Source organism: Actinocorallia sp. API 0066 (assembly GCF_020991275.1).
Classification (GTDB): Bacteria; Actinomycetota; Actinomycetes; order Streptosporangiales; family Streptosporangiaceae; genus Actinocorallia.
This window is the reverse complement of sequence record NZ_JAJLQY010000007.1, coordinates 39,068-55,317: the sequence shown is the minus strand read 5'-3', so window position 1 is coordinate 55,317 and position 16,250 is coordinate 39,068. Positions and strand designations below refer to the sequence as shown.

Annotated in this window: 11 protein-coding genes and 1 pseudogene; 3 read left to right on the top strand and 9 right to left on the bottom strand. The window is 73.2% G+C overall.

The annotated features are described in order from the left end of the window. Positions 1 to 31 precede the first annotated feature (31 nt). Entirely contained in the window at positions 32 to 397 is a 366-nt protein-coding gene (locus tag LO762_RS18620) for a DUF3499 domain-containing protein (protein ID WP_230616761.1), read from the bottom strand. 153 nt (positions 398 to 550) lie between these two features. Between LO762_RS18620 and LO762_RS18615 the strand changes: the two genes are divergently transcribed. After that, the gene (locus tag LO762_RS18615; RefSeq protein ID WP_230616760.1) at positions 551 to 961 is read left to right on the top strand and encodes a metallopeptidase family protein; all 411 of its coding nucleotides are present in this window, start codon (positions 551 to 553) and stop codon (positions 959 to 961) included. A gap of 7 nt (positions 962 to 968) precedes the next feature. On the opposite strand, the gene LO762_RS33560 is transcribed toward LO762_RS18615, so the two are convergent. From LO762_RS33560 to LO762_RS33105, 4 genes are all read right to left on the bottom strand, one after another. Further along, complete coding sequence (locus LO762_RS33560; protein WP_308104147.1) at positions 969 to 3,365, bottom strand: DUF5719 family protein; 2,397 nt, start codon at positions 3,363 to 3,365, stop codon at positions 969 to 971. Beyond that, complete coding sequence (locus LO762_RS18600; RefSeq protein WP_230616759.1) at positions 3,362 to 6,556, bottom strand: glycosyltransferase family 2 protein; 3,195 nt, start codon at positions 6,554 to 6,556, stop codon at positions 3,362 to 3,364. Before LO762_RS18600 ends, LO762_RS33560 begins: the two co-directional genes overlap by 4 nt. 143 nt (positions 6,557 to 6,699) lie before the next feature. Next, positions 6,700 to 6,966 carry a WhiB family transcriptional regulator gene (locus tag LO762_RS18595; RefSeq protein WP_230616758.1) on the bottom strand — a complete coding sequence of 89 codons (267 nt, stop codon included), beginning with the start codon at positions 6,964 to 6,966 and terminating at the stop codon, positions 6,700 to 6,702. A 152-nt stretch (positions 6,967 to 7,118) separates the two neighbouring features. Beyond that, positions 7,119 to 7,952: a hypothetical protein gene (locus LO762_RS33105; protein ID WP_304523667.1), complete on the bottom strand. Its 834-nt coding sequence runs from the start codon at positions 7,950 to 7,952 to the stop codon at positions 7,119 to 7,121. Between the two features lie 78 nt (positions 7,953 to 8,030). Between LO762_RS33105 and cofD the strand changes: the two genes are divergently transcribed. Beyond that, a complete protein-coding gene (cofD, locus tag LO762_RS18585) occupies positions 8,031 to 9,002 on the top strand; it encodes a 2-phospho-L-lactate transferase (RefSeq protein WP_230616757.1) in 972 nt (323 codons plus the stop codon). Further along, the gene (locus LO762_RS18580) at positions 8,999 to 10,270 is read left to right on the top strand and encodes a coenzyme F420-0:L-glutamate ligase (RefSeq protein ID WP_230616756.1); all 1,272 of its coding nucleotides are present in this window, start codon (positions 8,999 to 9,001) and stop codon (positions 10,268 to 10,270) included. Before cofD ends, LO762_RS18580 begins: the two co-directional genes overlap by 4 nt. Before the next feature lie 49 nt (positions 10,271 to 10,319). Here LO762_RS18580 and LO762_RS18575 read toward each other — a convergent pair. The 4 genes and pseudogenes from LO762_RS18575 to LO762_RS18560 all read right to left on the bottom strand — a co-directional run. Beyond that, positions 10,320 to 11,414, bottom strand: a pseudogene (locus LO762_RS18575) (MFS transporter); the annotation flags it as partial. 183 nt (positions 11,415 to 11,597) lie between these two features. Continuing rightward, entirely contained in the window at positions 11,598 to 14,144 is a 2,547-nt protein-coding gene (locus LO762_RS18570) for a bifunctional FO biosynthesis protein CofGH (RefSeq protein WP_230616755.1), read from the bottom strand. A gap of 85 nt (positions 14,145 to 14,229) precedes the next feature. Next, positions 14,230 to 15,129: a DNA-3-methyladenine glycosylase gene (locus LO762_RS18565; RefSeq protein WP_230616754.1), complete on the bottom strand. Its 900-nt coding sequence runs from the start codon at positions 15,127 to 15,129 to the stop codon at positions 14,230 to 14,232. Beyond that, complete coding sequence (locus LO762_RS18560; RefSeq protein ID WP_230616753.1) at positions 15,129 to 16,196, bottom strand: sugar phosphate nucleotidyltransferase; 1,068 nt, start codon at positions 16,194 to 16,196, stop codon at positions 15,129 to 15,131. Before LO762_RS18560 ends, LO762_RS18565 begins: the two co-directional genes overlap by 1 nt. Between the last annotated feature and the right edge of the window lie 54 nt (positions 16,197 to 16,250).

Here is a 16,250-nt window from a genome sequence, read left to right as displayed (position 1 = left end):
TGAAGGGGGGACGCTGTTACGCGGTCGTTTCTTACGGTCGCGGCTGGTCGGAGCGCAGGACCCGGAGATGGCCCCTGCGGCCCACCTCGGTGCCCTGCCCCACCGGCTCGGCTCCCGGACCCGTCGGCCGGGCCGCCTCACGGACGGCGTCGGCGAGGGCCTCAAGGTCGTCGCTGGTGGGCTGGTCGGACGCCTCTTCGGCGGGCAGCCGCAGCAGCTCCCAGCCCATGGGCGCGGTCAGCCGGTCGGCGTGTTCGGCGCACAGGTCGTAGCAGTGCGGCTCGACGTACGCGGCAAGCGGACCCAGGACCGCGGTGGAGTCGCGGTAGACGTACGTGAGCGTGAAGACTGCAGACGCTTTGCACGCGGTGCGGGAGCAGATGCGGACAGGGCTCACGTTGGCTGAACGTACGCCTTTCCGGCCCGCATCGCCAGTATCCGCGTGATCGTGTCTCGCGTTTCATCTAATACAGCAACAAATCGGTTGGCCGTTACCCCCGTTGCCCCCGTTCCCTCCGGGGCCCTCCCGCTCCACGCGTAGACTGCCCGCGTGAGGAGAGTCAGGCGCCGTGACCGCCACGGCCGAGGGCTGCGCGGCCCGCTGGCCCCGCCCGAGGTGCCGATCTCCCTCACCCGCGCCGAGAAGTTCGACGACCTCGTCCGCGAGGAGGTCCAGCGGATCGTGGCGCCCTGGCGGTCCGAGCTGTCCGGCGTCGAGTTCGCCGTCGAGGACATCCCCGAGGCGGTGCCCGGCGCGGCCCGGGTGCCCCTCGCCGTCACCAGGACCGTCGCGGGGGTGCCGCGCGTCGTGGTGTTCCGCCGCCCGCTGGAGGCCCGCGCGGGCAAGGACGGCAAGGGCGAGCGCGAGCTGGTGCGGCTCATCCACGAGGTCGTCGTCGACGAGGTCGCGATCCTGCTCGGCCTCGATCCCGAGGACGTCGAGGACCCCGAAGAGGGCTGACAGCCGCCTACGGGATCACTGAGGTGAGGCTGTCGGAGACCGGCGGGAGACGGATCTCCAGCGGGGCCGGGACGAGCGTGCGGACGGTGCGGTGGTCGCGGCGCTGGCCCGCCTTCACGGTGAGGACGCGGGCCCCATAGACCGGACCGGAACCCGCCTTCGGGACGATCCGGACCGCCGTCGCGGTGAACGGGACCTCGACCGTGCGACCCGCCGGGATCCTGACCTCCGCCGGGGCGCCCTGGCCCGGCACCAGCGGGGTGATCTCGACGACCGCGTCCCGCTCCGGGGCCGTGAGGACGACCGAGGCCGTCTCGCGGGCCGCCGCCTTGACCCGGGTGGCCCCGGCGGCCGGGAGCGCCCCCACGGCCGTCGTGCCGCCGTCCAGGGGCACCGCCGACGCGCCGAGGCCCAGGTCGTAGCCGCCCGCGGCGAGCCCGGCGACGAGCGGCTTGGTCGAGCGCAACTCGACGGCGGCGGGCTTGCCGCCGAGCGCCGCCTCAAGATCGACGGGGATCACGGTTCCGGCGGGCACGTCGAGCAGGCCCTGGCCCTCGGGGGCGAACACGCCGTCGGCGGTGATCACCCGGATCTCCACCCTGGCGTCGTCGCGCGAGGGCGTGCCGACGAAGAGCGTCCGGGTGCCGCTGCCGCCGGGCACGCCCGGCACGATCACGTGGCGGGCGGGGGGCGCGGCGGCCGTCGCCCAGTCGAGGCCGCGGCGGCCCGCGTCGGCGTGGACGGCGGCGGCGACGCGCCCGCTCGTCGCGGTGACGCGCAGCGCCATCACCCGCGCGTCGGACGCGATCGGGCCGAGCCCGTCGAGCGTCTCGCCGATCCCGATCACCCGGGTCGAGCGCGGCGGGATCTCCAGCGCCTTGCCGTCGGTCGTGTCGAGTGAGCCGTCGTCGGAGATCGCCTCAAGGTCGACCGAGGCGGGGGCGTCGTCGACGTTCGTCACGTGCAGGTCCAGGGGGCCGTCACCGGGGCCGGGCGTCACGAACCAGTGCTCGGTGCCCGGCGCGGTGCAGGGCGCCGACTCGACGCCGCGCTTGCCGACGACGGTGTGCGCCGCCTCCAGCCCGGCCGCCGCCCCGCCCTGTGCCCTGACGGCGACCGCGGTGCCCTTCTTCAGGGTCCCCGTCCAGACCCCGGTCTGCTCGAACGCGGCGAGGGGCTTGCCGTCCGCCTTGCCGTCCAGCGCGCTGACGCTGGCCCCGCCCTCGCCCTTGCCGGCCGAGGCCGCCCCGAACCTCGCCCCCTGCTCCGCCGCCGGACACGCCAGCAACGCCGCCTCCACGACCACGGCCTCCCCCTGATGCCCCGCCACCGCGCCGGGCCGCGACAGAGCCGCCGCCCCCGCCAACGCCGCCACCCCGACCAGGATCAACGCCGCCACCCCGTACCGGTTCCCGGCGACAGCCGTAGCCACCTCAAGCACAACCCCCACCACCCGGTCCACCCGCTTCCCCCACGAGTCCCCCCCGACCGCGCGCCCCTCCCTCCGCCGAGCCCGAGGCACCCCCGCCCCGTCTCCGTCGCCCCCACCCCGCCGCCAAGGCCCCACCCCGACCCGAGCCACCTCACCCTCCGCCCCAACCCCAACCCCAGCAGCCACGCCCGCCCCAGCAGCCCCCTCCACGTCATCAGCCCGCCCCACAGCGTCACGCCCGGCCTTCGAAGCCTCACTCTCCTCGTCCCCACCCGCGTCCAGCACCGACCCAGCCCAAACCCCACCCGCGAACCGCCCACTCCGCCCAAGGCCCTCCTCACCCCCTCCTTCAAGCCACCCCGCGCCCCACGCGTCCGACGCGCCACCCGTCCGACGGTCGTCCCCCGACCAGCCGCCCAGCCCGCCCGCGCTCACGGCACCCGAGCCCCGCGCGTCCAAGCCCGACCCGTCATCGTCCACCGCCCCCGACGACTCCGCCCCGTACCTCCGCGCACCGCCACCCAGCGCGCCGTCGTCAAGCGACGAACCGCCCGCACGAGACCTCCGCGCCCCCGAGCCCAGTGGGCCCTCGCCCCACGCACCGCTCTCCGACGCGGCGGAGCCGGGCAGGCCGTAGCCCCGTGTGCCCGCGCTCAGCGGGTCGTCGGCCGTGCCCGAATCGGCTGCGGGGCGGCCGCTTGTCGGCCGGTCGTCCGATGTGGTGCCCGTCCGGTCGTCCAACGTGATGCCCGGCTGGCCGCTGTCCTTCGACCAGTCGCCCGACGTGGTGCCGTGGTTCTGGGCGCGCGTGTCCAGCGGGTCGTCGTCCGTGCCCGAGTCGGCTGCGGGACGGTCGTCGGTCGGCCACTCGTCGGCGTGCTGTGGGGCGTCGTCGGCGGCGCTCGCGGGTGGCGGGGCCGTTGGGGTTCGGGGCTGTTCCCACCAGGGATTGGAGAGGTCGTCGTCGGTCACGGGGTGGCTCCCCTGGCGGTGGCGGGTTCGGGAACGGGGGTGGGCTCGGGGGTGGTGGGAGCCGGGGTGGGGCGGGTGGCGCGGCGGCGGCCCAGGCGGCGCGGGCGGTCGCGGCGGACGGGGGTCTCGCCGCCGGGCAGGGCCAGGACGATGACGATGATCAGGGCGAGGGCCTGGACGGCGGTCCAGGTGGTCCAGAGCCGGTCGCCTCGGGTGAGGGTGAAGGTTCCACCCGTGGCGGGCACCTCCCAGGCGGCGGCCCAGCCGTCCACCGTCAGCTCCTTCGCCGGGGCACCGGCGAGGGTGGCGGTCCAGCCTCCGGCGGGCTCGGCGAGCAGCACCCTGCGTCCGGGTTCTCCGGCGGGCAACTCCACCCGCGCGGTCACCTCGTGCGACGGCAGCGGGGTCACCCCGTCGGCCTCCAGCAGCATGAGCCGGGCCCCGGGGTCGGCGAGCCGCCACACGGCGAAGTCGCCGCTGCGGCTCAGCCGGACGAGCCCCGGCACCCCGTCCAGCCGTTGCAGGAGCACCTCGTCGCGGGACGTCCGAGGGTCCCGGTTCAGGTAGAGGAACTGGACGCCGAGCCGGTTGACGGCCGAGGCGTCCCGGCCGGAGGCGAGGTCGGCCACCACCCGGTCTAGGTGGCGCCGTGCCTTGTCGCCTGGCCGGAACTCCTCGTCTCCGAGCGCGGGTGACGCGCCCCGGAGCAGCGCGTAGGAGACCCCGCCCTTCCCGTCGGGCGCGAGCGCGAGGGTCCGCGCCCGGGTCTCGGCGTTGACGGCGGTGACGAACGGCGGCAGCGCCTCGTCCGACGCCGCCTTGACGGGCCCCTTCACGCCGGTCCCGATCCAGGCGATCCCGGCCAGCGCGGGCGTCGAGACGGCGATGAGCACCGCCCCGGCCGCCCCGAACCGGTACTTCCACGTCCCGGTGGACACCAGCTCCACCGACCGCTGGAGCCCCGCGCAGGCGGCCAGGATGAGCCCTCCGGCGGCGAACGCCAGCGGCACGCCGGGCCATCCGGGCGCGCCCTGTCCCGGCGTCTCGGTGACGATGACGGCCGACACGGCGATCGCGGCGAGGAACCCGAACAGGATGAGCATCCAGCCGCCCATCACGGCGGTCCGCCGACTCCGCAAAGGCAGCGCCGCCACCGCGAGCGTCAGAAGCCCGGCCGCCGCCCACCCGAGATCCGTGCCGGGCCCGCCAGGGTCGAGCGTCAGGATCGACCGCACGGAAAGGCTCGTGTCCACGAGTTCGGGCCGGTGCAGCCCCGCTTCGAGCAGGAACCGCGACGGGTGCCGCAGCAGTTGCAGCGTCGTCGGCAGCAGGAGCAGCGGCGGCACCGCCAGCCCGATGACGAGGTCGATTCCGCTCGCGGCCTTCGACCCCAGGTAGGAGAGCCCGCCCAACACGAGCAGAAGCAGCCACGTCAAGGGCACAAAAGCCATCGCTACCGTAAGCAGCAGCGCGAGCCCCCACGCGGCACGCCGGGCCTGGCGCGCGTCCACCTTCCCGCGCGGCTCCCGCAGCACCCGCGCGGCGAGCAGTCCGATCAAAGGCAGCAGCACGTACACGACGCACGTCCCGAACCGCCCGGACGACACGGCACCGCTCGCCACGGGCAGCAGCGCGTAGGCGACGGCCGCCCACACCCGGATGGCGCTCGCCGGAACCCTGCTCCGCCGGATGAGCCGGGCCGTCCGGGGCCCCGCGGGCAGGCTCGTGGGGATGAGCCGCTTGGCCGCCAGATAAGCCGTCAGCCCGGCCAACGGCACACACCCGACGAGGATCGCCGTCACCGCCAGCCACGGCTTCCCCAGCGTCAGCACGGACAGCCCGGCCAGCACGGCCAGGTAAGGCGGTGAAGCGTCAGCCGACCCAAGGCCGACCTGGTGCCACCCGGACGCGTAAGCCGACCACATCTGGGCGGTGCTCTCCCACACCGGTACGAGCGCCCCGCCTCCCAGCCGCCCGTGCGCCAGGAAGGACCGCTCGGCCAGGAACGCCACGCTGGTCAGCACCAGAAGGACGATCGCGCTGGGATGCGCCAGCACCCTGCGCACGATCCCGAAGCCCCGCTCCGCAAGCGGAATCTTCTCCTCTTCGGCTTCCAGCTCGTCCAGCCCGTACTCGGTGGGCGCGATGACGGCCCCGAGGCGCTCCCCGAGCCTGCGCACCGTCACCCAGTGCGGCTGGAACCTCCGCACCGACCGGTAGACGCGCGCTCTTCCATTCGCCCGGCCCGCCCGGAGACGCCGCAACGTACCGGGCGCGGCAAGCACGTCCCGCAGGGCGTCGAGTTCGTCCCGCAGCGCCATCGGCTTCTTGGCCAGCAGCAGGAGGAACACCCTCAGGAGGGACCCGAACAGAAGCCGTCCGAAGGAGACGAGGGCCGCGCGCGTCGGAAGGTTGGCCAGCAGCACCCACAGCGCGTTCCGCCGGTCCAGCCGCCGCGCCGCGACGGGCGTGTCCCGCACCCCGCGCGCGGCGGCCTCGGCGTGGTAGACGATGGCGTCGCTGACCGCGATGACCCGGTGCCCGGCGGCGTGGACGCGCCAGCCGAGGTCGACGTCGTCGCGGAACAGCCCGAAGCGGGGTTCGAGCCCGCCGGTCTGGCGCCACACGTCGCGCCGGATGAGCAGGCCCGCGGTGCTGACGCCGAGCACGTCGTGGACGCCGTCGTGCTGGCCCTGGTCGAACTCGCCGCGGTCCACCCCGGTGTAGCGGCGGCCCTGCCCGTCGAGGGCCACACCGAGCTCCAGGAGGAGGCGGCGGTCGTCCCAGTCGCGCAGCTTCGGTCCGGCGAGCCCGACGTTGGGGTCGCGGTCGGCGTGCAGGAGGAGGTTCTCCAGCGCGTCGGGCGCGGGGGCGGAGTCGTCGTGCAGGATCCACACCCACTCGACGGGTTCCTCAACGGCCACCTGCATGTTGGCGGCGGGCGTCTCCAGCGCGCGCGCGACGGCAGTGGCGAACGGCACATCACGATCGAGCGTCAGCAGGTTCCCCGGCCCGACGACCCCGGCGACGATCGCGGGCCCGGTGTCGGTGCTCCCGGTGTCGGCGATGACGAGGCGCTGGATGCGGCGCGTCTGGGCCAGCAGCGCCTTCAACGTCTCCGGCAGCCAGCGGGCGCCGTCGTGCGAGACCAGCACGGCGGTGACCACGTGCCTGTCGAGTCCAGACGCCACGAATGCTCACAAAAGGGAGGAGGCGGGGAAGAAATGAGAACAGCCGCGCGGACCCGTGGTCCACGCGGCTGCCCACTCTACTGTGACCGCCCGGTCTCGGTCAGCGCCGGGACGTGTCGTCGCCGCCCCGTCCGGCGCCGGTCTCAGACGGCGGCGCGCTTGAGCTTGCGCCGCTCCCGTTCCGACAGGCCGCCCCAGATCCCGAACCGCTCGTCGTGCTGGAGCGCGTACTCCAGACACTCCGCGCGGACCTCGCAAGCCCGGCACACCTTCTTGGCCTCGCGGGTCGAGCCGCCCTTCTCCGGAAAGAACGCTTCCGGATCGGTCTGAGCGCACAGGGCGCGCTCCTGCCAGCCCGACTCCTCACCTTCGTCTGCGCCGTGCGCAAGCGGGATCACGATCTCGCCCATGCGCACCCTCCTAGCCGCCCCCGTAGAGCCCCCCGGTCAGAACTACACACTCGAAATTACACGTGTGTAGTCCCTCGTGCGTCAAGCGGCAGGGGCCACAGGTGGGGTGAACTATGGGTTATCCGGGCGAAGCTCCGCGCTCCTGGGGCCGATTATTGCGGACCTTGATCCCCGCGATACCAGTTCTGGTCATTCTGCTGGGGCTGCGCGGACGGATCCTCGCCGAACTGCCGGGTCCACTGGCCCTGGTCGGGCTGCGGCTGCTGGCCCGGCGCGGGCTGGCCCGGCTGCGCGGGCTGGCCGTACTGCTGCTGCCCGTACGGGTCCTGCGGCTGGCCGTACTGCGGCGCGGCGGGCTGCCCGTACTGCTGCGGCTGCTGGCCGTAGGGGTCCTGCGCGGGCTGCGCCGTGGGCTGCTGCGCGTACGGGTCCTGCACGCCGTACTGGGGCTGGCCGTACTGCTGCGGCTGCTGGCCGTACTGCGCCTGCTGACCGTACGGTTCGCCGTAAGGCTGCTGCCCGTAGACCTGCCCCGGGACGGGCGCCGGACGGGCCGGCTGGAAGGTCCTGAAGTTCAGGAAGGCGTAGTAGGCGGCGGCGCCCGTCACGGCGAGCTTGCTCAGGCCCCAGAAGAACGCGGCGGCCTTGGAGCCCCCGCTGATGAAGCGGGAGTCGGCGAGCAGCCCGGCGAACAGGCACAGCAGGCCGAGCGCGGCGCCCAGGGCGAGGACGGCGAGGGCGCCCGTGACGATGTTCTTGGCCTGCGGCGACGGGGTCCCGTACGTGGCGAAGATCACCGTGAGGACGCCGAGCGCGGAGAGTCCAATCCCGGCGAACAGGCCGAAGCTTCCGGTCTCGTAATAGGCGTTCGCGGTGAAACTCCCCGAGAACAGCGAGATCAGCCCGGCCAGAAGCTGGAGGGCGGCGGCTCCCAGCAGCACAAAGGCGGCGGGTTCGCGCAGCCGCTGCAAGGCTTCGGTGTTCACTGGATCACTCCATAATGGGGTATTTGGGCGGCTCATCCCAGGGCGCGTAGCGTATCGCAGGGATGGAAGACTTGAACCGTGAAAATCGTGGTTCTGGCCGGGGGGATAGGCGGCGCGCGCTTCCTGCGCGGGCTCAAGGCGGCGGTTCCGGACGCCGAGGTGACGGTCATCGGCAACACCGGTGACGATATCCATCTGTTCGGGCTCAAGGTCTGTCCCGATCTGGACACCGTGATGTACACGCTGGGCGGTGGCATCAACGAGGAGCAGGGCTGGGGCCGCGCCGACGAGTCCTTCAAGGTCAAGGAGGAGCTCGCCGCGTACGGCGTCGAACCCCAGTGGTTCGGCCTGGGCGACCGCGACTTCGCCACGCACATCGTGCGCACCCAGATGATCGACGCCGGGTACCCGCTCTCCCAGGTCACCGAGGCGCTGTGCGACCGGTGGAAGCCCGGCGTCCGCCTCCTGCCGATGACGGACGACCGCGTCGAGACCCACGTCGTCGTCGAGGACGAGCGGGGCCGCCGCGCCGTGCACTTCCAGGAGTGGTGGGTGCGGCTGCGGGCGTCGGTGCCCGCGCTGGCCATCACGCCGGTGGGCGCGGACGAGGCGAAGCCCGCGCCCGGCGTCCTCGCGGCGATCGCCGAGGCGGACTTCGTGCTGTTCCCGCCTTCCAACCCCGTGGTGAGCATCGGAACCATCCTCGCCGTCCCCGGCATCAGGGACGCGCTCAAGGCCAAGACCGTCGTGGGCGTGTCGCCCATCATCGGCGGCCTACCCGTGCGCGGCATGGCCGACGCCTGCCTGACCGCGATCGGCGTCGAGACGTCGGCGGCGGCCGTCGCGGGCTTCTACGGCCCGGCCCTGCTGAACGGCTGGCTCGTGGCCACCGAGGACGGCCCGCACTTCGCCTCCCCCGGCCTTGAGGACATCGCCGTGCGCGCGCGACCGCTCCTCATGTCCGACCCGGAGGCGACGCGCGCACTCGCCCAGGCGGCTGTGGACCTCGCCCTAGAGCTCACGGCGGACCCGGGTAAGGAGACGGCGTGAGCATCGAGATAAGCGGGATCGCGGGCCTGCCCGAGATCAGGCCGGGCGACGACCTCGCGGCGCTCATCACCGCCGCGGCGCCCGACCTGCGGGACGGCGACATCCTCGTCGTCACCTCCAAGGTCGTCAGCAAGGCCGAGGGGCGCGTGCTCCAGGCCGACGACAGGGAGAAGGCCATCGACTCCGAGACGGTGCGCGTGGTGGCCCGCAAGGGCCGCACCCGCATCGTGGAGACAAGGCAGGGGCTCGTCATGGCCGCCGCCGGGGTGGACGCCTCCAACACGGCGCCCGGCACCGTCCTGCTCCTGCCGGAGGATCCCGACGCGTCAGCGCGCGCGCTGCGGGCCGCGCTCCCGGCCCGCGTGGCGGTGCTCGTCTCCGACACGTTCGGACGGCCGTGGCGGGCCGGTCAGACGGACGTCGCGATCGGCGCGGCGGGCCTGGACCCGCTGGACGACTTCAGGGGCCGCACCGACACCCACGGCAACCTCCTGGAGGCGACCGTCACCGCCGTCGCCGACGAGCTGGCGGCCGCCGCGGAGCTGGCCAAGGGCAAGCTCGACGGCGTCCCGGTGGCCGTCATCCGGGGCCTGGCCCATCTGGTGACGGAAGCGGACGGCCCCGGCGCCCGCGCCCTCGTGCGCGACCCGGCCGAGGACCTCTTCCGCTGGGGCGGCGCCGAACTCCTGCACGCCCGCCGCACCATCCGCGAGTTCACCGCGCGGCCGGTGGACGGCGAGGCGGTCCGCCGCGCGCTCTCGGCAGCCCTGACGGCTCCCGCCCCGCACCACACGACGCCGTGGCGGTTCGTGCTGCTGGAGTCGCCCGAGTCACGGCTGGGCCTGCTCGACGCCATGCGCGACGCCTGGCGGGCCGACCTGGAGGCGGACGGCTTCACCGAGGAGTCCGTCACCAGGCGCCTGCGCCGTGGCGACGTCCTGCGCCGCGCGCCCTACCTGATCGTCCCGTGCCTGGACACGTCGGCGGGCCTGCACGACTACCCCGACGCGCGCCGCAACGCCGCCGAGCGGGAGATGTTCCTCGTCTCGACGGGCGCGGCCGTGCAGAACCTCCTCGTGGGCCTCACAGCCGAGAACCTGGCCTCCTGCTGGGTCTCCAGCACGATGTTCTGCCGTCCGGTGGTCCGCGCGACCCTCGGTCTGCCCGACGCGTGGGACCCGATGGGCGCCATCGCCGTCGGCCACGCCGCCGCCGAGCCCAGAGACCGCCCCCCGCGCCTGCCCGACGCGTTCGTCGAGATCCGCTAGCCGCCGCCGGTAAGGGGCGCGGGCCCGGGATGCGGGTGATGACGGCGGCGGAGACGGCGGCCAGCACCGTCAGGAAGACCGCGAGGACGATCGTGGTGTCCAGCAGCGACGTGAGGGTCACCAGGACGCCGGAGGCCACCACGGGGATCGTCAGCCCCACGTAGGCCACGAGGAAGAACGCCGAGATCACCTCGCCCCTGCGGTCCTCCGGCGCGACCAGCGTCATGAGCGTCAGCCCCGCGCGGAACGCCAGGCCCACGCCGAGCCCGCCGACGAGCGCGCCGACCACCAGCAGCGGCAGCGACGCCGCCGCCACCGCCGCGACCATCACCGCGGCCCCCACGGGGAACACCGCCAGGCCCGCCAGGATCGCGGTCTTCGGCGGGAACCTCCCCGCCGCGACCTGCGCGACGGCCGCCGCGCCGAACATCAGCGCGGCCAGCAGGCCCGCCGTCTGATGGCTGTGGTTGCCCAGCCCCTCGGCGAGCACCTGCCCGGCCAGCGCGGTGACGAAGCCGAGCAGCGAGAACGACGCCAGCGCCGCTATCGAGGCGGCGAGGAAGGGCGCCCGGATCGCGGCGGGCACCGACGCCCGCTGGAAGCTCACCCCCGCGCGGAGACCGTCGCGCCGTGCCACCGTCTCCGGTAGCCGCCACGCGAAGACCAGCCCGACCGGGGCGAGCAGCAGCATCCCCACCAGGAACGGCGTGAAGAGCGGCCGTGCCACATGGTCGGCGAGAACCCCCGCGATCAGCGGCCCGAGCCCGAGCCCGCCCATGTTCGCGAGCGTGGCCATCAAACCGGCCTTGCCCCGATCCCCCAACGGCGCTTCCAGCTCAGCCAGATAGGCCGTGGCCGCACCCGTCATCAACCCCGCTGACACCCCTGACACCACCCGTCCCACGAACAGTCCCGCAAGCCCCGAGAACTCCATGAACACCAGCGCCGACACCGCCGAGAACCCCACGGCCCCCACCAACACCGCCCGCCGCCCCACATGGTCGGACACCCGCCCGAACACCTGGAGCGTTCCCAGCACCCCCACCGCGTAAACCGCGTAGATCACCGTCACCATCAACGGCGACAGGTCCAGCCGCCCCGCGTAGATCGCGTACAGCGGCGTCGGCAGCGTCGTCCCCGCCATCACCACAGTGAACAGATACGCGACGAGCACACTCCCCCGCCGCACCCCCCGTTTTCCACCCATGCCTATGATCTTCCCCCACCAGCCCCAACCGTCGCACATCCCCCCACTCCGCCACGAACGACCCACCGAGCCGCCCCGAGCGCGCGCGGCACTCGGGGCGGACGGGACGGACGGGACGGGTCAGGCCGTGGCGAGGGGCAAGAAGTGGCCTACGCCGTCGGTCTTGCGAGCGGCCGCCAGACGTTCGGAGGTGGGACGTCCGTAGGTCGTGGTGCGCTGGACGGCGGGACGGCCCGCGCGCGCGGCGATGGACTCCAGGGACGAGATCGTCTTGAACGACCCGTTCCCGGAGCCCGCCATACGGGAGATCGTCTCCTCCATGAGGGTGCCGCCCAGGTCGTTCACGCCGCCCTGGAGGACCTCGGTGCACAGGTCGTCCGAAAGCTTCACCCAGCTCGTCTGGATGTTGTCGATGGCGCCGTGCAGGAGGATCCGGGCCAGCGCGTGGACGGCGCGGTTCTCCCGCACCGTCGGCCCCGGCCGCGCGATGCCCGCCAGGTAGATCGGCGCGTTGTGGTGCACGAAGGGCAGCAGCACGAACTCGGTGAATCCGCCCGTCTCCTCCTGGAGGGAGCGGAGCAGCCTCAGGTGCCCGACCCAGTGCGCGGGCGTGTCCACATGCCCGTACATCATCGTGGACGTGGTGGGCAGCCCCACCGAGTGGGCGGTCCTCACCACGTCGACCCACGCCGACGTCGGGAGCTTGCCCTTGGTCAGCACCCAGCGGACGTCGTCGTCGAGGATCTCGGCGGCGGTGCCGGGCAGCGAGTCCACCCCCGCCTCCTTGGCGGCGATGAGCCACTCGCGCAGGGACAGCCCGGTGCGGGCGACGCCGTTGACGACCTCCATCGGGCTGTAGGAGTGCAGGTGGATGTCGGGCTGCCGCTTCTTCACCTCACGGGCGAGGTCGAAGTACGCGGTTCCCGGAAGGTCGGGGTGGATGCCGCCCTGCATGCAGATCTCTGTGGCCCCCGCCTCCCACGCCTGGTCGACGCGGTCGCCGACCTGCGACAGGGAGAGGCTGTAGGCGTCCGCGTCGGTGCGCCGCTGAGCGAACGCGCAGAAGCGGCATCCCGTGTAGCAGACGTTGGTGAAGTTGATGTTCCGGGTCACCACGTAGGTGACGTCGTCGCCGTTCACCTCGCGCCGCAGGTCGTCGGCGATCCGGGCGAGCGCGGTGAGTTCGGGCCCGTCGGCGTGCAGCAGGGCGAGCGCGTGCTCGTCCGACAGCCCCGCCGGGTCCCGTTCGGCCGCCGCCAGCGCTGCCTTGACGTCGGCGTCGAACCGCTCGGGGGCGCGCACCCTGTCGCGCAGCGCGTCCCAGTCGCCGTACACCTCGTCGAAGTCGTCGCGCCTGTCGGACGTGCGCCCTTCGCTGTCGATGGCGACGTGCAGGTCCGTCCGCCCGAGCGGGGAGGCGAACCCTCCGTCCGGCTCCTGCCAGGGACGGCCTTCCACCACCGCGTCCTCCGCGGCGAGCCCGTCAGGTGTGGAGAGCGCCCGGACGTGCTCCACGAGGCGCGGGTCCAGCCACGGCTCTCCCTTCTTCACGTACTCCGGATAGATCGTGAGCCGCTCCCGCAGGGTGAACCCCGCCGAGGCCGTCCGGGAAGCGAGTTCGTCTATCTGCGGCCACGGACGCTCGGGGTTGACGTGGTCGGGCGTCAGCGGGGACACCCCGCCCCAGTCGTCGATCCCGGCCCGCAGCATCAGCGCGTACTCGTCGTCCACGAGGTTGGGCGGGGCCTGGATGCGCGCCTTGGGCCCGAGGACGAGCCGGGCGACGGCGATCGTCGCGGCGAGTTCGGCGAGTTCCGCGTCCGGCGTGCCGCGCATGGCGGTGTCCGGCTTGGCGCGGAAGTTCTGGACGATGACCTCCTGGATCGCGCCGTACTCGCGCATGGTCCTGCGGATCGCGAACAGCGCGTCGGCGCGTTCCTCGATGGTCTCGCCGATGCCGATGAGGATGCCGGTGGTGAAGGGGACGTTGCAGCGCCCCGCGTCTTCCAGCACCCGCAGCCGGACGGCCGGGTCCTTGTCGGGCGAGCCGTAGTGCGGCCCGCCCTTCTCGGTGAACAGGCGGGTCGCGGTGGTCTCCAGCATCATCCCCATGGACGGCGCGACGGGCTTGAGCCGCTGGAAGTCGCGCCAGGACAGGACACCGGGGTTGAGGTGCGGTAGCAGGCCCGTCTCCTCAAGCACGCGGATGGCCATCGCGCGCACGTAGGAGAGGGTGTCGTCGTAGCCTTGCTCGTCCAGCCATTCGCGGGCCTGGTGCCAGCGGTCCTCGGGCCGGTCGCCGAGCGTGAAGAGTGCCTCCTTGCAGCCGAGCGCCGCGCCCTGACGGGCGATGTCGAGCACCTCGTCGGGGCTGAGGAACGGCGCCGGGAGCTTGTGCGGGGCGGTGGCGAACGTACAGTAGCCACAGCGGTCGCGGCAGAGCCGCGTCAGCGGGATGAACACCTTGCGGCTGTAGGTGATGACGCCGGGGCGTCCGGCGTCGCGCAGACCGGCGTCGCGGGTGCGGGCGGCGTGGGCGAGCAGTTGGTCGAGGTGCTCTCCTCGCGCGTGGAGCAGGACCGCGGCCTCGGCCCGGTCGAGGGTCTTGCCGTCGCGGGCGCGCGCCAGGGCGCGGCGCAGCCCGGATTCACTCACTGCGCTCTCCATGAGCGCACTCTATGCCAAGCGTCATAGTGGGAACAGGGCAGACCCCCCACAACAGACGAAAGTCATATGAACGTAAAGAACCCCGCTAAAAGCCCCGGTAATCCCGAACGCTCAGGCGGGGTCCGCGCTTCGGCGGCGTATGCCCCGCGAGCTGCAGCAACGTCGTGACGCGGTAGCGCTGCCCCCGGTACGGCTCCAGCAGCTCCAACATCGTCGCGTCGTCCACCTTGCGGCCCAGGAACGCCCAGCCGACGATCCCCGGAAGGTTGTAGTCGCCCACCGACACCGCGTCCGGGTCGCCCAGCGCCCGCTGGCGGACCTCCGCGACCGTCCAGGGCCCGACCCCCGGCAGCGCCCCCAACCGCGCCGCGGCGCCCTCAGCGCGCCCCACGGGCCCCTCTCCCGGCTCGCGTTCCAGCCGGGCCCGCGCGGCACCGATGATGGTCCGCCCACGGACGGCCTCCGCGCCCGCCCTGTGCCACTCCCACGACGGGATCCGCGCCCACACCTCCGGCGGCGGCGGCACCCGCAGCTCCGGCACGCCCGGCGCGGGCTCGCCGAACCGCCGCAGCAGGTACCCCCAGGCCCGCCACGCCTCGGCGCCCGGCACCTTCTGCTCCAGGACGGCCGGGACGAGCGCCTCGAACACCAGGCCCGACCGCGCTATCCGGAACGGGAACCTACGGGCCGCGTCCTTCACCACGTCGTCCACCGGAACGAGCCTCTCCGGCTCGTCCTCCGCGCCCAGCAGCGCGGGCAGCGACTCCAACAGCCACTCCGCGCCCGGACCCCACGCCTCCGCCTCCACCCGCCCGCCCGACGCGGACACCGCCAACGCGCCCGGCCCTTCCGGCGTGCGGGAGGCGCGCCAGACGGTGCCGTCAGGGGTCACCCGATAGGCGGGGTCGTGCGGACCCCGCCGGTACACCGCGAGGGTGCGCCGCGGCCGCACCGGCCACGGCGCCTCCCAGACGCGGGTCGGCACTACACGTCGCTGGAGAACCGGACGGCCGTCGGCGGCAGCTCGATGCCCGGCCACAGCCGCAGCCCGTCGCCGAGCTCGTTGCCGGGGCCGACGACGGCGCCGTCACCGAGGATCGCGCCGTCCAGCATCGCGCCGGACGCCACCCGTGCGCCCCGGCCCAGCACCGAGTTGCGCACCCACGCGCCCTTGGCCACGACCGCCTCGTCGAACAGGACGCTCCCGCTGACCGTCGAACCCGCCTCGATCGTCGCGTCGCAGCCGACCACGGTGCCCGCCGTGACGACGGCCCGCGGCGACACGTTCGCGCCCTCCAGGGCCAGCATGGGGCCCGGCTTGCCCGGCAGCGCCGGCGACTCCAGCAGGCCCGTGACGAGGTCGCAGGAGCCGCGCACGAACGCCGAGGGCGTGCCGACGTCGAGCCAGTAGTGCGCGTCCACAAAGCCCATGACCGTCTCGCCCGCCGCGATCAGGCCGGGGAACGTCTCCCGCTCCACCGAGACGACCTCGTTGAAGGGGATCGTGTCGATCACCTCGCGGCGGAACACGTAGGAGCCCGCGTTGATCCGGTTGGTGACGGGGTTGTTCGTCTTCTCCAGGAAGGCGGTGACCCTGCCGTCGGGCGACGTCGGCACACACCCGAACCGCGAAGGGTCGTCCACCTCGGTGAGGTGAAGGGTGACGGCCGCCTCGGAGTCCAGGTGGGTCTGCACCTGGTCGGGGATGGAGTGGCCGGACAGGATGTCGCCGTTGAGCACGAGGACCGGATCGTCCGGCTTGCTCACCAGCGCCTGGCCCGCGTTCCGGATCGCGCCGCCCGTGCCCAACGGACGCGCCTCGTCCACATAGACGAGTTCCAGCCCGTAAGCCTCGTTCCCAAAAGCCGCCTCGAACATCTCCGACCGGTAGGAGGTGGCGAAGACGATGCGGGTGATGCCCGCCGCGCTCGCCCTGGCCAACTGGTGCGCCAGGAAGGGCACGCCCGCGGTCGGCAGCAGTGGCTTCGGGGTGGAGATCGTCAACGGCCGCAGCCTCGTTCCCTTGCCCCCGACCAGGAGTATCGCTTCCACGCCACACCTTTCTGACACCATCTGACCCGGCCGTCCGGAGCAGATCACAGAGCC